The sequence below is a fragment of the Bacillus sp. FSL L8-0193 genome (genome assembly GCF_037976065.1).
Classification (GTDB): Bacteria; Bacillota; Bacilli; order Bacillales; family Bacillaceae; genus Bacillus; species Bacillus paralicheniformis.
The window spans coordinates 3,248,708-3,266,790 of the sequence record NZ_CP150261.1 but is presented as its reverse complement, the minus strand read 5'-3'; the positions used below and the strand labels follow the sequence as shown (position 1 = coordinate 3,266,790).

The window sequence follows — 18,083 nt, the reverse complement described above, 5'->3', positions numbered from 1 at the left end:
TTTCATGAAAGGGATCAAGCCATATTATGCGAATAAAAGAGTAATCTTTAAATATAGTGGCAGAAAGGATGAAATCAATGGCTGGTGTGAGTGCCTCGGATATTAAAGCGCATCTCTTTCATGACGGTCGGCTTTATGAATGCTACAGATTTTTCGGCGCTCATCAAATGGAACAGGACGGTCGCCAAGGTTTTCGCTTCTGTGTTTGGGCCCCTCATGCGAAGGAAGTTCGAATCGCCGGAACGTTTAACGGCTGGTCCGGTGCCCGGCATCAAATGGAGAAGCGTCATCAGGAAGGCATATGGGAACTGTTTATCCCCGGCATCGGAGAAGGGGAGCTGTATAAATATGAAATGATCACAGCCGCAAATGAAACAAAATTGAAGGCCGATCCCTATGCTTTTTTTTCTGAAGTCAGGCCGAAAACGGCATCGATCACTTATCAATTGGCCGGATACCCATGGGGCGACCGAAAGTGGCAAAAGAAAAAGAAACAAAAAAACGTATATGAAAAACCGATTTCCATCTACGAGCTTCATGTCGGTTCGTGGAAAAAGAAAGCGGATGGGCGTTTTTTCACATACCGGGAACTGAGCGAAACAGTCATTCCTTACGTTAAAGAACACGGATTCACACATATCGAGCTGATGCCGTTGACAGAGCACCCGTTTGACCGTTCATGGGGCTATCAGACAACGGGGTACTACAGTCCGACGAGCAGATATGGCGAACCGCATGACTTGATGTATTTTATCGACCAGTGCCATCAGCATGAAATCGGCGTCATTATGGATTGGGTTCCCGGCCATTTCTGCAAAGATGACCACGGCTTGTATTTGTTTGACGGTATGCCGCTGTATGAATATTCACATGAGCATGACAGGGAAAATTGGGAATGGGGGACCGCCAATTTTGACCTCGGAAAACGAGAAGTTCGCAGTTTTTTAATCTCGAATGCGTTGTATTGGATCGAGATGTATCACATAGATGGATTTCGAGTCGATGCAGTTGCAAACCTCCTGTATTGGCCAAACCGTCCTCAGGCTGAAGCGAACGGCTTTGCCGTCGAATTTATTCAAACTTTAAATGAACAGGTTTTTGCAAAAGATCCCCACTTTTTAATGATTGCTGAGGACTCCACAGACTGGCCGCTTGTGACGCATCCGACCTATGCAGGCGGTCTCGGGTTTAATTATAAGTGGAATATGGGTTGGATGAACGATGTATTAACCTATATGGAAGCTTCCCCAGAACAAAGAAAACACCTGCATCATCTTGTTTCATTCTCCTTAATGTATGCCTACTCAGAAAATTACATCCTGCCGTTCTCCCATGATGAAGTGGTATACGGCAAAAAGTCTCTGCTTCATAAGATGCCCGGCGATTACTGGCAGAAATTCGCCCAGTACCGCCTGCTGATCAGTTATTTTACGCTGCACCCGGGAAAAAAACTTCTCTTTATGGGCGGTGAGTTTGCTCAATTTGATGAATGGAAAGACGAAGAAGAGCTCGATTGGTTCTTGGACGATTTTGACATGCACCGCAAGGCCCGGATGTTTACAAAGGAGGCTCTTCACCTCTACAAAAAAAGCCGTATTCTGTATGAAAATGATCATCGGCAGCAAGGATTCGAGTGGATTGACGTCAACAATGCGGAACAGTCGATTGTATCGTTTATCCGCTATGGAAAACAGCCCGGTGAAGCGTTGATTATCGTCTGCAATTTTACGCCTTCCGTTTATCACGAATATCAGGTCGGCGTCCCTTTTCAAACCGGATATATCGAAGTGCTTAACAGCGATGATGCAAAATACGGAGGTTCACACCAAATCAACCCGAAACGCCTTCAAGCAAAAGCAGGCGTTCTGCATGGCAAACCATACAGCATCAGCATGACAGTCCCTCCGCTGGGAGCTGCGGTTTTCAGAGCAGTCAAAAAGAGAGGAGCGAAAAAGGGATGAAAGAACAATGTGTGGCTATGCTTTTGGCTGGCGGCAAGGGAAGCAGGCTGAATGCCTTAACGAAAAACCTCGCAAAACCGGCCGTTCCATTTGGCGGCAAGTACAGAATCATCGATTTTGCCCTCAGCAACTGCGCCAACTCGGGAATTCATCATGTCGGTGTGCTGACTCAATACCAACCGCTTTTATTAAACTCATATATCGGCATCGGCGAGCCATGGGATCTTGACCGCAATGACGGCGGGGTCTCCATTTTGTCCCCTTATGCAGAAGCGTCAGAAGTGAAGTGGTACAAAGGAACGGCAAGCGCGATTTATGAAAACCGCCATTTTTTAAAAGAGCTTCAGCCTGAACATGTACTCATCCTATCAGGAGATCATATCTACAAAATGGATTACGGAAAAATGCTCGAATACCACGTGGAGAAACAGGCTGACGCCACCATTGCCGTCATCGAAGTGAGCTGGGCAGAAGCCGGCCGTTTCGGTATCCTTCATACGAATGACAAGATGGAGATTACAAGCTTTGAGGAAAAGCCGAAATACCCGAAGAGCAACTTGGCATCGATGGGTGTCTACGTTTTCAAATGGAGCGTGCTTGAAGAGGCGCTTGAACGCGATGAAAAAAAATCCGGCTCAAGCCACGATTTCGGTAAAGATATCATACCGGCTCTTCTCGAGGAAAAGAAGCAGCTGAACGCTTATCCGTTTAAAGGGTACTGGAAGGATGTCGGTACGGTCAGAAGTTTATGGGAAGCTAATATGGATCTGCTTGGAGATCATCCTCCACTTGACCTGTTCGAACGGAACTGGCGGATTTATTCCGTCGCTCCGAACCTACCGCCGCAGTTTGTTGCCGAGCAGGCGGACATCAAAGAATCGCTCATTAGCGAAGGGTGCGCCGTATATGGGGCTGTCACCCGTTCGGTTATCTTTCAGCGCGTTGCAATCGGCAGACATTCCGCAATCAAACGTTCAGTCGTGATGCATGACGTTTCTATTGGAGAGCATGTTGAGATCGAAAATGCTATTGTATCGGCAGGAATTCGAATTCCGGACGGTTTTCACGCGAAGGCGGAAGATGGCGAAGTCCTGCTGATCACAGAGGAATATGTCAAAAAACATAAGGTTGTTTAAACAACACGGAGAGGCGGATGGTGCCAATGAATAAACAAATGCTGGGAATTATTGATGCAGCTGTCAACCAGCACTCTCTTCAGGATTTAACGGCCGGACGTTCGATCGGAGCCGTTCCATTTGCAGGAAGGTACCGGCTGATCGATTTTGCATTGTCAGGAATGGTTCATGCAGGCATTCGGAGTGTCGCTGTATTTTCCAAGTCTCCGTACCGTTCCTTGATGGATCATTTAGGATCGGGAAAAGAGTGGGATTTAAACAGGAAAAGGGACGGTCTTTTCTTTCTTCCGTCTTCGATTCCCCATGACGAGCATGTCGGGCTTGGTTCGTTTCGGCAATTTGCCGAGCATCTCGATTATTTTCAAAGAAGTACTCAGCCATATGCTGCTGTGGCAAACAGCTATACGGTCTGCCACATTCCTTTTCAAGAAGTGCTCAAACAGCACCTTGAATCCGGGTGTGATCTGACTGAAGTTTGTCAAGAAGGAAAACCTTTAGGTTTGTATGTCACGAAAAAAAGTCTGTTGAGAGAGATGGTTGAAGGGCATTGCGCCGGAGGAGCGCAATCTTTTGAGGAAGTCTGCCGGAAAGAGCGTGGTTCGCTATCCGTCAACAGCTATGAGCATTCGGGGTATACCGCCGTGATCGATTCCCCGGAAAGCTATCTCTTTCATAGTTTGAACCTCATTCAGCCCGTGTTTCGGGAGCAAATCTTTCATATGGGCCAGCCTGTCTACACAAAAATAAAAAACGATCCTCCTGTAAAATACGCTAAAAACAGCAGGGTAAAGCAATCGATTATCGCTAACGGCTGCGTCATCGAAGGTGAAGTTGAGAATTCGGTCTTGTTCAGAGGAGTTCACGTAGGAAAAGGAACGATCATTAAAAACAGCGTGATTATGCAAAAAACAAGGATTGGAGAAAACTGCCGACTGGAGCACGTCATTTGCGACAAGGATGTCAAAATCGGCCATCATATCGAAATGTCCGGCACTATGAGCCTCCCTTTCATCATAAAAAAAGGAGCCGTACAAGGAGCGCTGATGAACTCTTGAAAGTCTTATTCGCTGTCTCTGAATGTGTGCCGTTTGTTAAATCAGGCGGGCTCGCCGATGTCGCCGGTGCGCTCCCGAAAGAACTCGCCCTTTTAGGAATAGAAACGGCTGTCATGATGCCGAAATACAGCTTGATTGCGGAAGATTTCAGAAGAAGGATGGTTAAAACGGCTGAATGCGAAGTTCGCGTCGGGTGGCGCAGGCAGTTTTGCGGCATTGAACACCTTGAACATGACGGAATTTCTTATTATTTTCTAGATCATGAGTATTATTTTAACCGGGATTCCCTCTACGGCCATTATGATGATGGAGAACGGTTTGCTTTTTTCTCGCGGGCCGTTTTGGAAGCATTATACGCGCTGAATTTTGATGCTGATGTCATCCATACCCATGATTGGCACGCAGGGATGATCAATTATTTATTAAAAGAGGAATATCAAAAAAAACCGTTCTATCAGCGCATGAAAAGCGTATTCACCATTCATAACCTTCAATTTCAGGGAATTTTTCCGAAGGAAGCGGTCCATGACTTGCTCGGCCTTGACATTTCCCACTTCACAACGGAAAAGCTCGAGTTTTATGGACACATCAATTATATGAAAGGCGGCATTATTGCCGCTGATCAGGTGACAACGGTCAGTCCGACGTACAGCAATGAAATTTTGACTCCATACTACGGCGAGCGGCTTGAAGGGGTGCTGGCAGACAAGAAGGATGTGCTGACCGGCATTTTAAACGGGATTGATGATGAGCTGTACGACCCTTTAAATGATCCTCACATCGATTATCATTACGATGCCGTCAACCGTGACGGAAAACGGAAAAATAAAGCTGTGATCCAGAAGACATTCGGTCTGCCGGTGAATGAAGACATTCCGCTCATCAGCATGGTGACAAGGCTGACGAAGCAAAAAGGCATCGATTTGATCAAGCGGGTATTGCACGAACTGTTTCAAGAAGAAGACATGCAGCTGCTCGTTTTAGGAACCGGAGAAGCGGAATATGAAAATTATTTTCGCTATATGGAGCAGGCTTTTCCGGAGCGGTGCAAGGCGTATATCGGTTTTCATGAACCGCTCAGCCGCAAGATTTATGCCGGCAGCGATCTTTTCCTGATGCCTTCAAAATTCGAGCCGTGCGGTCTTGGGCAGCTGATTGCCCTTAGATACGGAGCGGTTCCGGTTGTCAGGGAAACAGGCGGGCTTCACGATACAGTGACCGCTTACCAGGAAACAAACGGTGAAGGCAACGGTTTTACGTTCGCCCATTTTAACGCCCATGATATGAAGTATACGATTAAAAGAGCACTGTCTATATATCACCGGAAAGAAGAATGGGGCAGCATCGTTCAAAAAGCCATGACACATGATGTCAGCTGGGCTTTGTCAGCCCGTCAGTATCAGCAGTTATACAGCCGGGAGATAAAGGGGGAAGCGCCATGTTCTCGTGTAAAGAAGGCTTTAAACAATGCTTTTTGAAGCGTCTTGAACGGTTGTGCGGAAAAAGCTTTCGGGACTCTTCTACGCTTGACCAGTATCAGACGCTCGGCATCATGGTCAGGGAACATATCAGCGCAAACTGGATCAGGACCAATGAAAGGAGCCGCTCCAACCAAAATAAACAGACCTATTATTTATCGATTGAATTTCTTCTGGGCAGACTGCTCGGCCAAAACCTGCTCAACCTCGGCGTCCGTGAAGTTGTCCAAGAAGGTCTTTCCGAGCTTGGCATTTGTCTTGAAGACATCGAAGAGGCCGAAATGGATGCAGGCCTTGGCAATGGCGGATTGGGCAGGCTCGCGGCGTGCTTTTTGGATTCACTGGCTTCGCTCGACCTTCCCGGGCATGGGATGGGGATTCGCTACAAGCATGGCTTTTTCGAACAAAAAATCGTTGACGGTCATCAAGTCGAACTGCCTGAACAATGGCTCAAACATGGGTACGTCTGGGAAATCCGCAACGCCGATCAGGCTGTTTGTGTTCGTTTCGGCGGGCGGGTCAAGATGGCGCAGGAAGGAGGGCGCCTCCGCTTTTGGCAGGAAGAAGCGGAAGTGATGACAGCCGTGCCTTACGACATTCCGATCATCGGCTATGAGACCGAGACGGTCAATACCCTCCGGCTGTGGAATGCGGAGCCTTGCTCGCTCCATCATGAACCGAATATTTTGAAGTATAAGCGCGAGACAGAAGCTGTATCTGAATGCCTGTATCCGGATGACACGCATGACGAAGGCAAGATTCTCCGTTTGAAACAGCAATATTTTTTAGTATCGGCAAGCCTGCAAAGCATTGTGAAATGCTATAAGAAAAATCACCCGTCACTCCATGATTTTCATCAAAAAGTTGCGATCCATATCAATGACACCCACCCCGCTCTGGCTGTGCCGGAATTGATGAGAATTTTGCTTGATGAAGAAAAAATGACGTGGGATGAAGCGTGGCATGTTACCGTACATACGATTTCATATACGAATCATACGACGCTTGCCGAAGCGCTGGAAAAATGGAGGATCGATTTAATTCAACCGCTTCTGCCGAGAATTTTTATGATCATTGAGGAGATCAATGAGCAGTTTTGCGGCTGGCTGTGGGAAAAATACCCGGGTGAATGGGGAAGGATCGAAAAGCTAGCCGTCATCGCCCACGGCGAAGTGAAAATGGCCCATCTGGCGATCGTCGGAAGCTACAGTGTTAACGGCGTAGCCAACATTCATTCAACCATATTAAAAGAGCGGGAAATGAACGACTTTTATTCTGTATTCCCTTTTAAATTCAATAATAAAACGAATGGCATCTCACATAGAAGGTGGCTGTTAAAGGCAAATCCGCCGCTGGCGAACCTGATAACTGAAGCGATAGGAGACAGGTGGCTGAAAGAACCGGAAAGCCTCTTGGATCTTCGTCCGTTTGTGCACGATTCCGCGTTTCTTGAAGCATTTCAGCGCATCAAAAGGGAACGAAAGCAGCTTTTGGCAGACATGATGAAAGGCAGCATCGGATTCGCCATTAATCCTGACAGCATCTTCGATGTTCAAGTCAAGCGTCTCCACGCTTATAAGCGCCAGCTTTTAAATGTGCTCCATATCATGTATTTGTACAACAGGCTGAAGGAAGACAAAGGCTTTGCCATTTATCCGCAAACATTTATTTTCGGGGCAAAAGCATCGCCGACTTATCATTATGCCAAAAAGGTGATCAAGCTGATCCATTCAGTCGCAGATAAAATCAATCATGATCCGGATGTCAGACAATCGATCAATGTCATCTTTCTGGAAAATTACCGGGTATCAATCGCCGAGCGTATCTTTCCGGCGTCAGATGTCAGCGAGCAAATATCTGCGGCAAGCAAAGAAGCCTCCGGTACAGGAAACATGAAGTTCATGATCAATGGGGCTTTGACGATCGGCACGCATGACGGCGCCAATATTGAAATGCTTGAGAGGGTGGGGCCCGAGTGTATTTACACGTTCGGTTTAAAGGCGGATGAAGTGCTGAACTACACTGAAAAAGGCGGCTATCTGTCAAGGGAATACTATCAGCATGATGCAAGGATCAGACAGACGGCCGATCAGCTGATCAATGGTTTTTTCGAAGGGGAAGCCGGCGAATTTGAGCCGATTTATGACTCGCTGATCGCTTATAATGATGAATACTTTGTTTTAAAAGATTTTGCTTCTTATATTGAAGCGCAGGAACGGATTCAAAAAGACTACTTGAATAAGCGTCTTTGGGCCGAAAAAGCCGTCACAAACATCGCGCATGCCGGATATTTTTCAAGTGACCGCACGATCAGGGAGTATGCGGAAGACATTTGGAAAATTGAGCCGTATCACCGCCGAATTTAAAAACGCTAAGCCCCTGACCCGCGGGGCTTAGTCTTCTTCAGTATAAGGATCCTTTTCATAAGCCGGGAGATCACCGAAAGAGGTCATGATGCCTTCTTCATCAAGAAGGTCTTCATATTTTTCGTGTTCTTTCGTCGGGTAGACGGTTACTTCTTTTCCGGTAATGTCTGTTGCGGCATAGTTTTCGTAATCTTCGACATATCCGAGCGGCTCTTCATATTCCATGTACATCTGGCTGTATGAAAGCGGCGGAACGGCCAGATCCTGAGGTGTTTCAGAATTGCCGTAGCGTTCGACGTCCTGGTAAGCGTCTTCTGAATCGTATGCGACGTTTTCGTCGTCTTCGTCTTTTTCAAAATGTCCGAACGGGGGGTTCAGCACTTCTTCTTCAATCGGACGGTCTTTTGAAACGGAGACGGTTGACGAATGTTCGCTGCATGTCGTTGCGGTTGGCAGTACGGACAGCCTTTCATACGGGATATCCTTTCCGCATACCTCACAGCGGCCGTATGTTCCTTTTTCGATCAAAGCCAGAGCATGTTCGATATCGTGCAAATGCTCTCTTTCATGTTCAAAAAGAGCAAGATCTTTTTCGCGTTCGTACAGTTCTGTACCTTCATCTCCTGGATGGTTGTCATAAGCCGAAAGATCGCCCGTCGAGTTGAACGGATGCGTCACATCGATGCCAAAATGTCCGTTTTCTTTAAAGCGGCTGACGATCTGTTCTTTCCCGGCTTTCAGTTCATTTTCGAGTTTTGTCAACTGTTCTTTTGTTAGCACATGCATCGCCTCGTTTCTTTAAAGTGCTCGCGTTTTTAGTATGAACGAATTCAAACAGAACTTTCTTGTAAATAAAAGCAAAAAAAAGAGCCATAAAGGCTCCTTTTTTAAAAAATATACTGAATGAGCAGGGCAATGGCGAGCAAAAGGCCGAAAAAGGTGTTCGTCTGCGCCGTTGATTTCATGGCGACCATCAGATCCGCCGGTTTTTCTTTTTCCTTGAACTCCTGGATGGCTTTAATCGGCTTCGGCAGGCTTAATAGAACAATGCAGCTCCACAGAGAAACGATCTCAAAGCCGATGTATATACCGATCAATATATAGGAAACAGCAAAAACCCAGCTCAAAATCTGCACGGCATTTTTTCTTCCAGCCAAAATCGGCAGCGTCTTCCTTCCGTTTTCTTTATCTCCGACCATATCGCGGATATTATTGGAAAGATTGATGCCTCCGACTAAAATCGTAATCGGAAGGGAGATCAGAAAGACGTTCCAAGTCAACCCGCCAGTCTGAATATAATATGAAATCAGAATGATGACCATTCCCATAAAAACGCCCGACATAATTTCACCGAACGGCGTATAGGAGATTGGAAACGGTCCGCCCGTATAAAGATAGCCGACGGCCATGCATACCAATCCGATCAACGCAAGCCACCAGCTTGAAGAAGCGCAGATGTACAGGCCGAGTAAAACGGCTGCTCCAAAAAGTCCGTATGCCAGGTATAATACCGTCTTTGGCTTCATTCCATAGCGGACGATAGCACCGCCGATGCCGACCGAGTTTTCATTATCAAGTCCTCGTACAAAATCAAAATACTCATTGAATAAGTTCGTTCCGATTTGAATTAATATTGATGCGGCCAGCATAGCTAAAAACAGCCAGATATCAATTTTTCCCGATTCAAGGGACATTACGGTCCCGAGCGTTACAGGGACAAAGGCTGCTGTCAGTGTATGGGGTCTTGTTAACATCCACCATACGCGCCATTTTTCCGGCTTTATTTCAGAAACACTCCCTGAAAGTGATTGATGCTGCATATAGTATGACTCCTTTAGTTTTAATACGTACACGTCCATACTAAGTTTAGAAAAAGTTAAAAAAGGTGTCAATATAATGGGTGATATTGTTAGAAAAAAAGCGGCCGTCCAGCAATTCAAAAATATTAAATGACCTTGTCTTTTTCAATCGGCCGATTACGTTTATAATAGGTAAGGGCAGTTGTTAATAAAGTGTCGTTTTGTTGACACATACCGTTCACAGGTGTATGGTTATAAAAGCATTTTACGGATTTTGGAGGAATGTATCATGGTGACAACAGTGCAGCGCACTTTCCTAAGGGAAGCGCCTGAAGCATTAAACATCGTCAAAAAAGTCAACCATGCTGTTTTAATAAGTTATTCCAGAAAAATTGAGAGCATAGATGCTCTTTCCTTTTTCATAAATGGGGAAGAACAATTTGCCGGGAAACGGTTCTTCTGGTCTGATCCCGACGGCGGACTGACGCTTGTCGGATTGGGAAAGGAAATTTCGGTTTCCACAGACCTGAAGGATGCCGGACGTTATCAGGCTGTACATGAAAAATGGGAGCGCTTAAAAGAGAAAACCTTTCACTTCCACGAAGATCAATGCACGAGTCAGGCAGCGGTGGGGCCATTGCTGTTTGGCGGTTTTTCATTTGATCCGCTGGAAGATCGCAAGCAGCATTGGAACGGCTACCAGGAAGGCGCTTTTTTTATTCCTACCGCTATGCTGACACAGGACGGAGAGGAAACGTTCATTACGGTCAATAGATGGAAGGCTCCTGAAGAGGATGTGCGCAAAGTACTTGAAGAAATAAAGGGCGCTGCTTCACAGCTGATCAAGGCGGACGCTTCCCGTTATCCCGAAAACGGTCATGCGCGATTTACCGCCAAGGAGGAGCTTGATGTTCCTGAATGGCTTGAAGCGGTCCGGCGGGCGACTGACGACATTAAAAACGGGAAGTACGATAAAGTTGTGCTCGCCAGAGAGATCCTTTTAACGTTCGACCAGCCAGTCGAACTTCACAGAGTATTATTCAATCTGATGTCTGAACAAAAAACGAGCTATATATTCGCTATTGAAGAAAACGGCAAAAGTTTTGTCGGCGCGTCACCTGAACGACTGGTCAAAAAAGACGGAGACAACGTGCTGTCGACCTGCCTTGCCGGTTCAATCAAGAGAGGCGAAAGTGAGCAGGAGGACCGGATGCTCGGTCTTGAGCTGTTAAACGATGAAAAAAACCTTATCGAACACGACATTGTCGTCAATATGATTCATCAGGCGCTATTGTCAAATTGCAGCAATATCAAAAAGCCGGCCAAGCCGGGACTATACAAAACAAAAAATGTGCAGCATTTGTATACGCCGATTGTCGGCAAAATGAATGCGGAGTCCTCGCTTTTTGATTTAATCGAGAAGCTTCATCCAACTCCTGCACTTGGAGGAGCGCCTCAGCAAAAAGCGATTGAGGTCATCAGAGTGTTGGAGCCGATGTCAAGGGGCTGGTATGCGGCACCGGCGGGCTGGATCGACATGTCCGGCAATGGGGAATTTGCGGTGGCGATCAGGTCAGGACTTATCGATTCAAAAGAGGCCAGAATTTTTGCCGGCTGCGGGGTTGTGGCTGATTCCGATCCTCATATGGAATACGAAGAAACGCAAATTAAGATGAAGCCGATGCTGTCTGCACTTGGAGGCGATATCCGTTGACTGAAAATCCAATTACAAAATATATAGGGAATTTTATTGATGAGCTTTCTCTTGCAGGCGTGACAGAAGCGGTTATCTGCCCGGGATCAAGATCGACGCCCCTTGCGATTTTGGCCGCGAGTCATCCGGACATCAATGTTCATATTCATGTGGATGAAAGATCCGCTGCGTTTTTTGCAATGGGCATGGCAAAAGCTATGCGGAAGCCTGTCGCATTGATCTGTACATCCGGAACAGCTGCGGCGAATTTCTACCCGGCTGTGATCGAAGCTCATTATTCAAGAATACCGCTTATCATCTTAACGGCTGATCGGCCGCATGAACTGAGAGAAGTAGGAGCACCTCAGGCGATTGATCAGCAATTCTTATTCGGAAACTTTGTTAAGTTTTTCACAGACTCGGCTTTGCCTGACAGTCATCCCGAAATGCTGGCGTACATCCGTTCTTTGGCAGCACGCGCAGCCGGAGAAGCCAAAAAAGCGCCGCGCGGACCCGTGCATATCAACTTTCCGCTGAGAGAGCCGCTCATGCCGAACCTTGAGGATGAACCGTTTCAAAGGTTGAGAAACGGCAGTCATGTGGCGGTTGAAAGCGGCCGCTTTCGTGCTGACCGGCATCAGCTTGAAGCGCTGAGCGCTCTGATCAAAGAGACGGAAAAAGGCATGATCGTCTGCGGAGAGCTGCAAGATGATAACGCCAAAGCACATATTGTATCTCTCTCTCAGGCAGCGGGATATCCGATTTTGGCTGACCCGCTTTCAAACTTGAGAAACGGCAGCCATTCAAAAGAAACCATCATCGATGGATACGATTCATTATTGAAAGAAGAACAGCTGAAACGGGAGCTCATGCCTGAGCTAGTCATCCGCTTCGGCGCGATGCCGGTTTCAAAGCCGCTTTTTCAGCTGCTAAAGCAAAATCCGAGCATCAGGCAAATCGTTGTTGACCCAGATGGAGGGTGGCGCGATCCGACTCAGCTCAGTGCACATATGCTGCATTGCGCGGAAGAAGAGATTGCGGCTGCTGTGGCTTCCGCTGTCCATTCAGAAAAAAGATCAGACAGCTGGCTGGAGAAATGGCGGTTTGCCAACAGCCGCTTCCGAGCTCTTTTAAGAAATCTTGAAGCTGAGGATCTTACCTTTGAAGGAAATATCTACCGGAACCTGCAGCATTTGATTCCGGAAAACAGTTCCCTGTTTGTCGGAAACAGCATGCCGATCCGCGATGCGGATACATTTTTTGAAAATCAGGAGCGATCATTCCGGATTTTCGCCAATAGAGGGGCAAACGGGATTGACGGCGTTGTCTCGACTGCGCTGGGCATATATGCCGCAACGAAAGAACCGGTAACTCTTGTCATCGGCGATCTGTCTTTTTATCACGATTTAAACGGCCTTCTTGTCAGCAAAACGCTCGACATTCCGCTGACTGTCGTTCTCGTCAACAATGACGGCGGCGGCATTTTCTCATTTCTTCCCCAATCTGCTGAAGAAAGGTACTTCGAGCTCTTGTTCGGAACGCCGACGGGGCTCGAATTCGAGCATGCCGCCAAGCTGTATGGGGGACGCTATGTATGCCCTGAGTCATCCGCTCATTTTGCCGATGCGTATTTGTCCTCCGTCAACCGCCGCGGCTTGGATATCATTGAGGTGAAAACGAAGCGCGATGATCGTGTAGAGCAGCATCGCCGAATGCTTGATTCCGCAATGTATGAAATAAGAAAAGAGTGGCCGTTTTGAAATTAACACTGAAAGACGGCGTTTCCTATAAAATAGAAGACAATGGCCTGTCTGCGGAAAAAACGGCGGTGTTTTTGCATGGCTTTACAGGAAGTGCGGCAACATGGGACGGGATAGACGGCTATTTTCAGGGGCTGCGTCTGATCAAGCTGAACCTGCTCGGACACGGCGGAACAGACTCGCCGGCAGACAGCAGCCGCTACACAACAGAGAAGCAGGCAGCCGATCTGATCGAGATTTTTGATCAGTTAAATGTGAAACAGGCTTACCTCATCGGTTATTCAATGGGCGGCCGGCTTGCCTTATCAGTGGCGATGATTCATCCGGAGCGTGTGTCCGGTCTTGTGCTGGAAAGCAGTTCTCCGGGGCTTGATTCGCCGGAAGAAAGAAAAATGCGCAGGGAGCAGGACAGCCGGCTCAGCAGACGGATACTTGAAGAAGGAATCGAGTCTTTCGTAGATTATTGGGAAGGCATTCCGCTGTTTGCATCCCAGCTGTCAATGGACCCTTCGAAAAGAAAAAAAGTGCGTGAAGAACGTCTGAACAACAATCCGGTCGGGCTTCGAGGCAGCTTAATCGGAATGGGAACCGGATCACAGCCGTCCTGGTGGAACAGATTGAGCGGAATCGATGATCCGGTGCTTCTCATTGCGGGGAGCCTGGATCGGAAATTTATCGCGATCAATGAAAGCATGGCAAAGCGAATTCCAACTGCCCGCCTCGAGATTGTTGAACATACCGGTCATGCGGTTCATGTGGAAGAGCCCGATTTTTTTGGTAAAATAGTAAGTGAATTTATTTTAAAATAGGAGGTACACATCTATGACTGTAGAATGGAAAAGCGAACGTCAATACGAAGATGTATTATATGAAACATATAACGGCATCGCCAAAATCACGATCAATCGCCCTGAGGTACATAACGCATTTCGTCCAAAAACGGTTTCGGAACTGATCGATGCGTTTGCATATGCGCGGGATGATGCCAATATCGGTGTCATTATCCTTGCAGGGGCCGGCGATAAAGCGTTTTGTTCAGGAGGAGACCAGAAGGTAAGAGGACACGGCGGCTATGTTGGCGAAGACGAGATTCCACGTCTGAACGTTCTTGATCTTCAGCGGCTGATCCGCGTCATTCCGAAGCCTGTTGTTGCGATGGTGTCAGGCTATGCGATCGGCGGCGGCCATGTGCTCCACATCGTATGCGATTTGACGATTGCTGCAGACAACGCAATTTTCGGACAAACAGGGCCGAAAGTCGGCAGCTTTGATGCAGGCTACGGATCAGGCTATCTGGCTCGTATCGTCGGTCATAAAAAAGCGCGTGAAATCTGGTATCTGTGCCGTCAATACAACGCTCAGGAAGCTAAGGAAATGGGCCTTGTCAATACGGTTGTACCGCTTGAAAAGCTTGAAGAAGAAACGATTCAATGGTGTGAAGAAATGCTTGAGAAAAGCCCGACAGCACTCAGATTTCTTAAAGCGGCCTTTAATGCCGACACGGACGGGCTTGCAGGCATCCAGCAGTTTGCCGGAGATGCGACACTGCTTTATTACACAACAGATGAAGCGAAAGAAGGCCGCGATGCGTTTAAAGAAAAACGCCGTCCAGATTTCGGACAGTTCCCGCGTTTTCCTTAAAAGACGGAAGAGAGAAACAGCTTAGTGCGACTGAGCTGTTTCTTTTATCATTCAAGATATTTTTTGGAGATGATGATATGCTGATGGACCATCCGAATTGGCTTAATCAGCGAGCAGAGCTGACTCCTGACAGGATGGCTGTGATTCAGGGGGATCACAAGCTGACTTTTAATCAATTGTTTCATGAAGCAAAAAAAACGGCCGGGCAGCTGAAGAGCTTTGGTCTGAGGAAAGGGGATACAGCGGCTGTACTTCTCACCAACCGGCTGGAGATGGTTATCGCCGTCCATGCCTGTTTTATTCTCGGAGTTCGCATCGTTTTGCTGAATACGAAGCTGTCAATGGCCGAACGAACATATCAAATTGAACACTCGGAAGCAAAGCTATTGCTTACAGAACAGCCTTTCCTGGAAGAGCATAGAGAGGGCAAGCCGGCCCGCGCTGTTGACATTGAAGACGTTCAAAACGCCGCCGGCCCTCCGGTTACGGAAATCGAGAGCATTCATTTGGACGATGCAGCCACAATTATGTATACGTCCGGAACGACAGGACGGCCGAAAGGGGTTATGCAGACATTTGCCAACCATTATTTCAGCGCGGTTTCATCCGCTTTGAATTTGGGGCTCCAAGAACACGATCGCTGGCTGATCGCCTTGCCGCTTTTCCACATCAGCGGCTTATCGGCTCTTTTTAAATCGGTCATTTACGGAATGACAGTTGTTTTACATCAAAGGTTTGACGCGGAAGAAGTTCTCCGTTCGATCAAAGACAATCAAGTAACGATTGCATCGGTCGTTCAGACGATGCTGTCAAGGCTTGCGGCAAAAGTCGACAGCTGCCCCGAATCATTAAGGTGCCTGTTACTGGGCGGAGGGCCTGCTCCGCTTTCTCTCCTTGAGGAATGCAAAAGAAAGAGGCTGCCTGTCGTACAGTCATACGGGATGACTGAAACGTGCTCACAGATTGCCACCCTCGCCCCAGAATACTCGATTGAAAAGCTCGGTTCAGCCGGCAAGCCGCTGTTTGCATCAAGCATTAAAATCGAAAAGAACGGCACGGAATGCCAACCCGGAGAACATGGAGAAATAACCGTAAAAGGGCCGACCGTTATGAAGGGCTACTTAAAAAATGAGGCGGCAGACAAAGCCTCATTCAATGATGGCTGGTTTAAAACCGGTGATATCGGGTATCTTGACGTTGACGGATTTTTATACGTGCTGGACAGGCGTTCAGACTTAATCATATCAGGGGGAGAAAACATCTATCCGGCTGAAGTCGAGGCCGTTCTTCTGTCACACCCCAAAGTTGCGGAAGCGGGGGTAAAAGGGGTCGATGACAAAACTTGGGGAAAGGTTCCCCACGCCTATCTTGTCGCCGCCAGCCCTGTTGATGAAGAGGAGCTGAGCGACTTTTGCAAAGAACGGCTTGCTTCCTATAAAGTGCCTAAAGCCTTTCATTTTGTCGGCAAGCTGCCGAGAAATGCTTCGAATAAACTGATGAGACATCAATTGTAGAAGGAGAGCGCCATGATTCAAATCAAACAGCTGACATTGTACCATCTCAGCATGCGGCTGAAAAAGCCTTTTAAATCAAGCTTGGAAACCTTTCAGGATCGCAAGTTTATCATCATAGAAGCTGCTGACCGGGAAGGGGTGACAGGCTGGGGGGAAGTATCCGCTTTTTCATCTCCGTGGTACACAGAAGAAACAACGGAGACATGTTACCACATGCTAAAAGATTTTTTGATTCCGGCTGTGCTGCGCGAATCATTCACACACCCTTCAGAAGTGCCCGAGACGCTTCGCGGATTCAAAGGCAACAGAATGGCAAAGGCCGGCCTTGAAGCCGCCTTTTGGGACATTTACGCCAGGAAAAAAGGAATCTCTTTAAGAGAGGCGCTGGGCGGAGTAAAAACAGAAGTTCCTGCCGGGGTCGTCGTCGGTCTTGCTCCATTGGATGATATGCTTGAGGAAATTGAACAATATGTAAAAGAAGGTTATCAAAGAATAAAAATCAAAATTCAGCCGGGGCAGGATATAGAGCTTTTAAAGGAAATACGCCGGCATTTTCCGAAGGTGCCGCTGATGGCGGATGCCAACTCTTCTTATGAATTAAAAGACATCAGCCGGATTAAAGAGCTTGACGCATTTAAATTAATGATGATCGAACAGCCTCTGGCGGATGATGATATCGTTGACCACCGTCATCTGCAAAAACATATCAAAACGTCAATTTGCCTTGACGAAAGCATCCGTTCTGCTGATGATGCGCGAAAGGCAATCGAGCTCGGCAGCTGCAAAATTATCAATATTAAGCCGTCCCGAGTCGGCGGTTTGACAGAAGCTCTGAAAATCCACGACATCTGCAAAGAACATCAAATGCCTGTCTGGTGCGGCGGCATGTTTGAAACCGGTATTTCAAGAGCACACAATCTTGCGCTGAGTTCTCTTCCGCAGTTTTTGATTCCCGGGGATCTTTCTTCATCCTCAAGGTATTGGGAAGAGGATATCGTAAAACCGGAAATCCGCATCGAAGGCGGCTATATTCAGGTTCCAAGCCGACCGGGAATGGGCTTTGAAGTGGATACGCATGTTTTGAGAAAGAATTCATCTAAAATAGACGTTTTCAAACAGTAAAGGCTGTTTTAAACGCTGATTTCCAGATTTTCAAGCTTTGTTAAATGGAAGGCTTCTCATGTATATTAAAGCTGTACATTATTCCCTTCTCGTTTGGACCGGCTTTCAAGCCGGTTTTTTTAAAAATATGAAAAGAGCTGCCTTAATAGCAGCCCTTTCCTTTAATCGCCCAAAAGCAAATCTTCGTGTACGATCTGTCCGATCAGCCGGTCCGCTTGATCAGGCAGCCCGTCCAGACAGCCGTATTCATAATCCCATAAGTTCATGAAGGAGCAGGCGGCTTTTTGAAATGCGGTTTCGTCCGCCCCGTGGATTTCCTGATAAAAAGCCTGTAGCAGCGACTCTTTATTCATGACTGTCCCTCCTTCATTCATCCGCTTTAATGATGTTCAGGTTTAAATGTTTTACAATCCGTTTCTTCACTATTAGAAGCTTTTTCACCTTCAGCATGACTGACGACATAAATGGCGTCGGCTGTGCACTTGTTTCCCTGTCCCCAATAAGTGCAGTTGCTGACTTCACACAGTATTTTTTGTTCCATATCATTTTGGCCCCCTT

General features: G+C 47.2%; 15 protein-coding genes. 11 read left to right on the top strand and 4 right to left on the bottom strand.

Translation table 11 applies throughout. The features are described from left to right. The first annotated feature begins 77 nt into the window (after nt 1-77). Genes glgB through MHH76_RS16315 form a run of 5 tightly spaced genes read left to right on the top strand, consistent with a single transcriptional unit; the run spans nt 78 to nt 7,996 of the window. Nucleotides 78-1,961, top strand: a complete 1,884-nt coding sequence (gene glgB / locus MHH76_RS16335; RefSeq protein ID WP_020452703.1) for a 1,4-alpha-glucan branching enzyme — start codon at nt 78-80, stop codon at nt 1,959-1,961. After that, complete coding sequence (locus MHH76_RS16330) at nt 1,958-3,097, top strand: glucose-1-phosphate adenylyltransferase (RefSeq protein ID WP_020452702.1); 1,140 nt, start codon at nt 1,958-1,960, stop codon at nt 3,095-3,097. Before glgB ends, MHH76_RS16330 begins: the two co-directional genes overlap by 4 nt. Nucleotides 3,098-3,123: 26 nt before the next feature. Then, nucleotides 3,124-4,152: a sugar phosphate nucleotidyltransferase gene (locus tag MHH76_RS16325; protein ID WP_025810959.1), complete on the top strand. Its 1,029-nt coding sequence runs from the start codon at nt 3,124-3,126 to the stop codon at nt 4,150-4,152. After that, the gene (gene glgA, locus MHH76_RS16320; RefSeq protein ID WP_020452700.1) at nt 4,149-5,630 is read left to right on the top strand and encodes a glycogen synthase GlgA; all 1,482 of its coding nucleotides are present in this window, start codon (nt 4,149-4,151) and stop codon (nt 5,628-5,630) included. Before MHH76_RS16325 ends, glgA begins: the two co-directional genes overlap by 4 nt. Beyond that, nucleotides 5,591-7,996: a glycogen/starch/alpha-glucan phosphorylase gene (locus MHH76_RS16315; protein WP_020452699.1), complete on the top strand. Its 2,406-nt coding sequence runs from the start codon at nt 5,591-5,593 to the stop codon at nt 7,994-7,996. The genes glgA and MHH76_RS16315 overlap by 40 nt, the downstream gene beginning before the upstream one ends. Nucleotides 7,997-8,023: 27 nt before the next feature. Here MHH76_RS16315 and MHH76_RS16310 read toward each other — a convergent pair whose 3' ends face one another. Further along, entirely contained in the window at nt 8,024-8,776 is a 753-nt protein-coding gene (locus MHH76_RS16310) for a TraR/DksA C4-type zinc finger protein (RefSeq protein ID WP_023855810.1), read from the bottom strand. A gap of 107 nt (nt 8,777-8,883) precedes the next feature. Then, nucleotides 8,884-9,816: a 1,4-dihydroxy-2-naphthoate polyprenyltransferase gene (locus tag MHH76_RS16305; protein ID WP_020452697.1), complete on the bottom strand. Its 933-nt coding sequence runs from the start codon at nt 9,814-9,816 to the stop codon at nt 8,884-8,886. Between the two features lie 268 nt (nt 9,817-10,084). On the opposite strand from MHH76_RS16305, the gene MHH76_RS16300 reads away from it, so the two are divergent. The 6 genes from MHH76_RS16300 (at nt 10,085) to menC (ending at nt 17,525) form a co-directional block, all read left to right on the top strand. Next, nucleotides 10,085-11,509, top strand: a complete 1,425-nt coding sequence (locus MHH76_RS16300; protein WP_023855811.1) for an isochorismate synthase MenF — start codon at nt 10,085-10,087, stop codon at nt 11,507-11,509. Continuing rightward, complete coding sequence (gene menD / locus MHH76_RS16295) at nt 11,506-13,248, top strand: 2-succinyl-5-enolpyruvyl-6-hydroxy-3-cyclohexene-1-carboxylic-acid synthase (protein ID WP_020452695.1); 1,743 nt, start codon at nt 11,506-11,508, stop codon at nt 13,246-13,248. The genes MHH76_RS16300 and menD overlap by 4 nt, the downstream gene beginning before the upstream one ends. Continuing rightward, complete coding sequence (gene menH / locus MHH76_RS16290; RefSeq protein ID WP_025810960.1) at nt 13,236-14,057, top strand: 2-succinyl-6-hydroxy-2,4-cyclohexadiene-1-carboxylate synthase; 822 nt, start codon at nt 13,236-13,238, stop codon at nt 14,055-14,057. The genes menD and menH overlap by 13 nt, the downstream gene beginning before the upstream one ends. Before the next feature lie 13 nt (nt 14,058-14,070). After that, a complete protein-coding gene (gene menB / locus MHH76_RS16285; protein ID WP_020452693.1) occupies nt 14,071-14,889 on the top strand; it encodes a 1,4-dihydroxy-2-naphthoyl-CoA synthase in 819 nt (272 codons plus the stop codon). Between the two features lie 77 nt (nt 14,890-14,966). After that, nucleotides 14,967-16,403: an o-succinylbenzoate--CoA ligase gene (locus MHH76_RS16280; RefSeq protein ID WP_020452692.1), complete on the top strand. Its 1,437-nt coding sequence runs from the start codon at nt 14,967-14,969 to the stop codon at nt 16,401-16,403. A 12-nt stretch (nt 16,404-16,415) separates the two neighbouring features. Next, nucleotides 16,416-17,525, top strand: a complete 1,110-nt coding sequence (menC, locus tag MHH76_RS16275; protein WP_020452691.1) for an o-succinylbenzoate synthase — start codon at nt 16,416-16,418, stop codon at nt 17,523-17,525. 161 nt (nt 17,526-17,686) lie between these two features. Here the strand turns inward: menC and MHH76_RS16270 are convergent, their stop codons facing one another. Both MHH76_RS16270 and MHH76_RS16265 read right to left on the bottom strand, forming a co-directional pair. After that, a complete protein-coding gene (locus MHH76_RS16270) occupies nt 17,687-17,878 on the bottom strand; it encodes a hypothetical protein (RefSeq protein ID WP_020452690.1) in 192 nt (63 codons plus the stop codon). Between the two features lie 26 nt (nt 17,879-17,904). After that, complete coding sequence (locus tag MHH76_RS16265) at nt 17,905-18,066, bottom strand: DUF1540 domain-containing protein (protein ID WP_020452689.1); 162 nt, start codon at nt 18,064-18,066, stop codon at nt 17,905-17,907. Nucleotides 18,067-18,083: the final 17 nt, after the last annotated feature.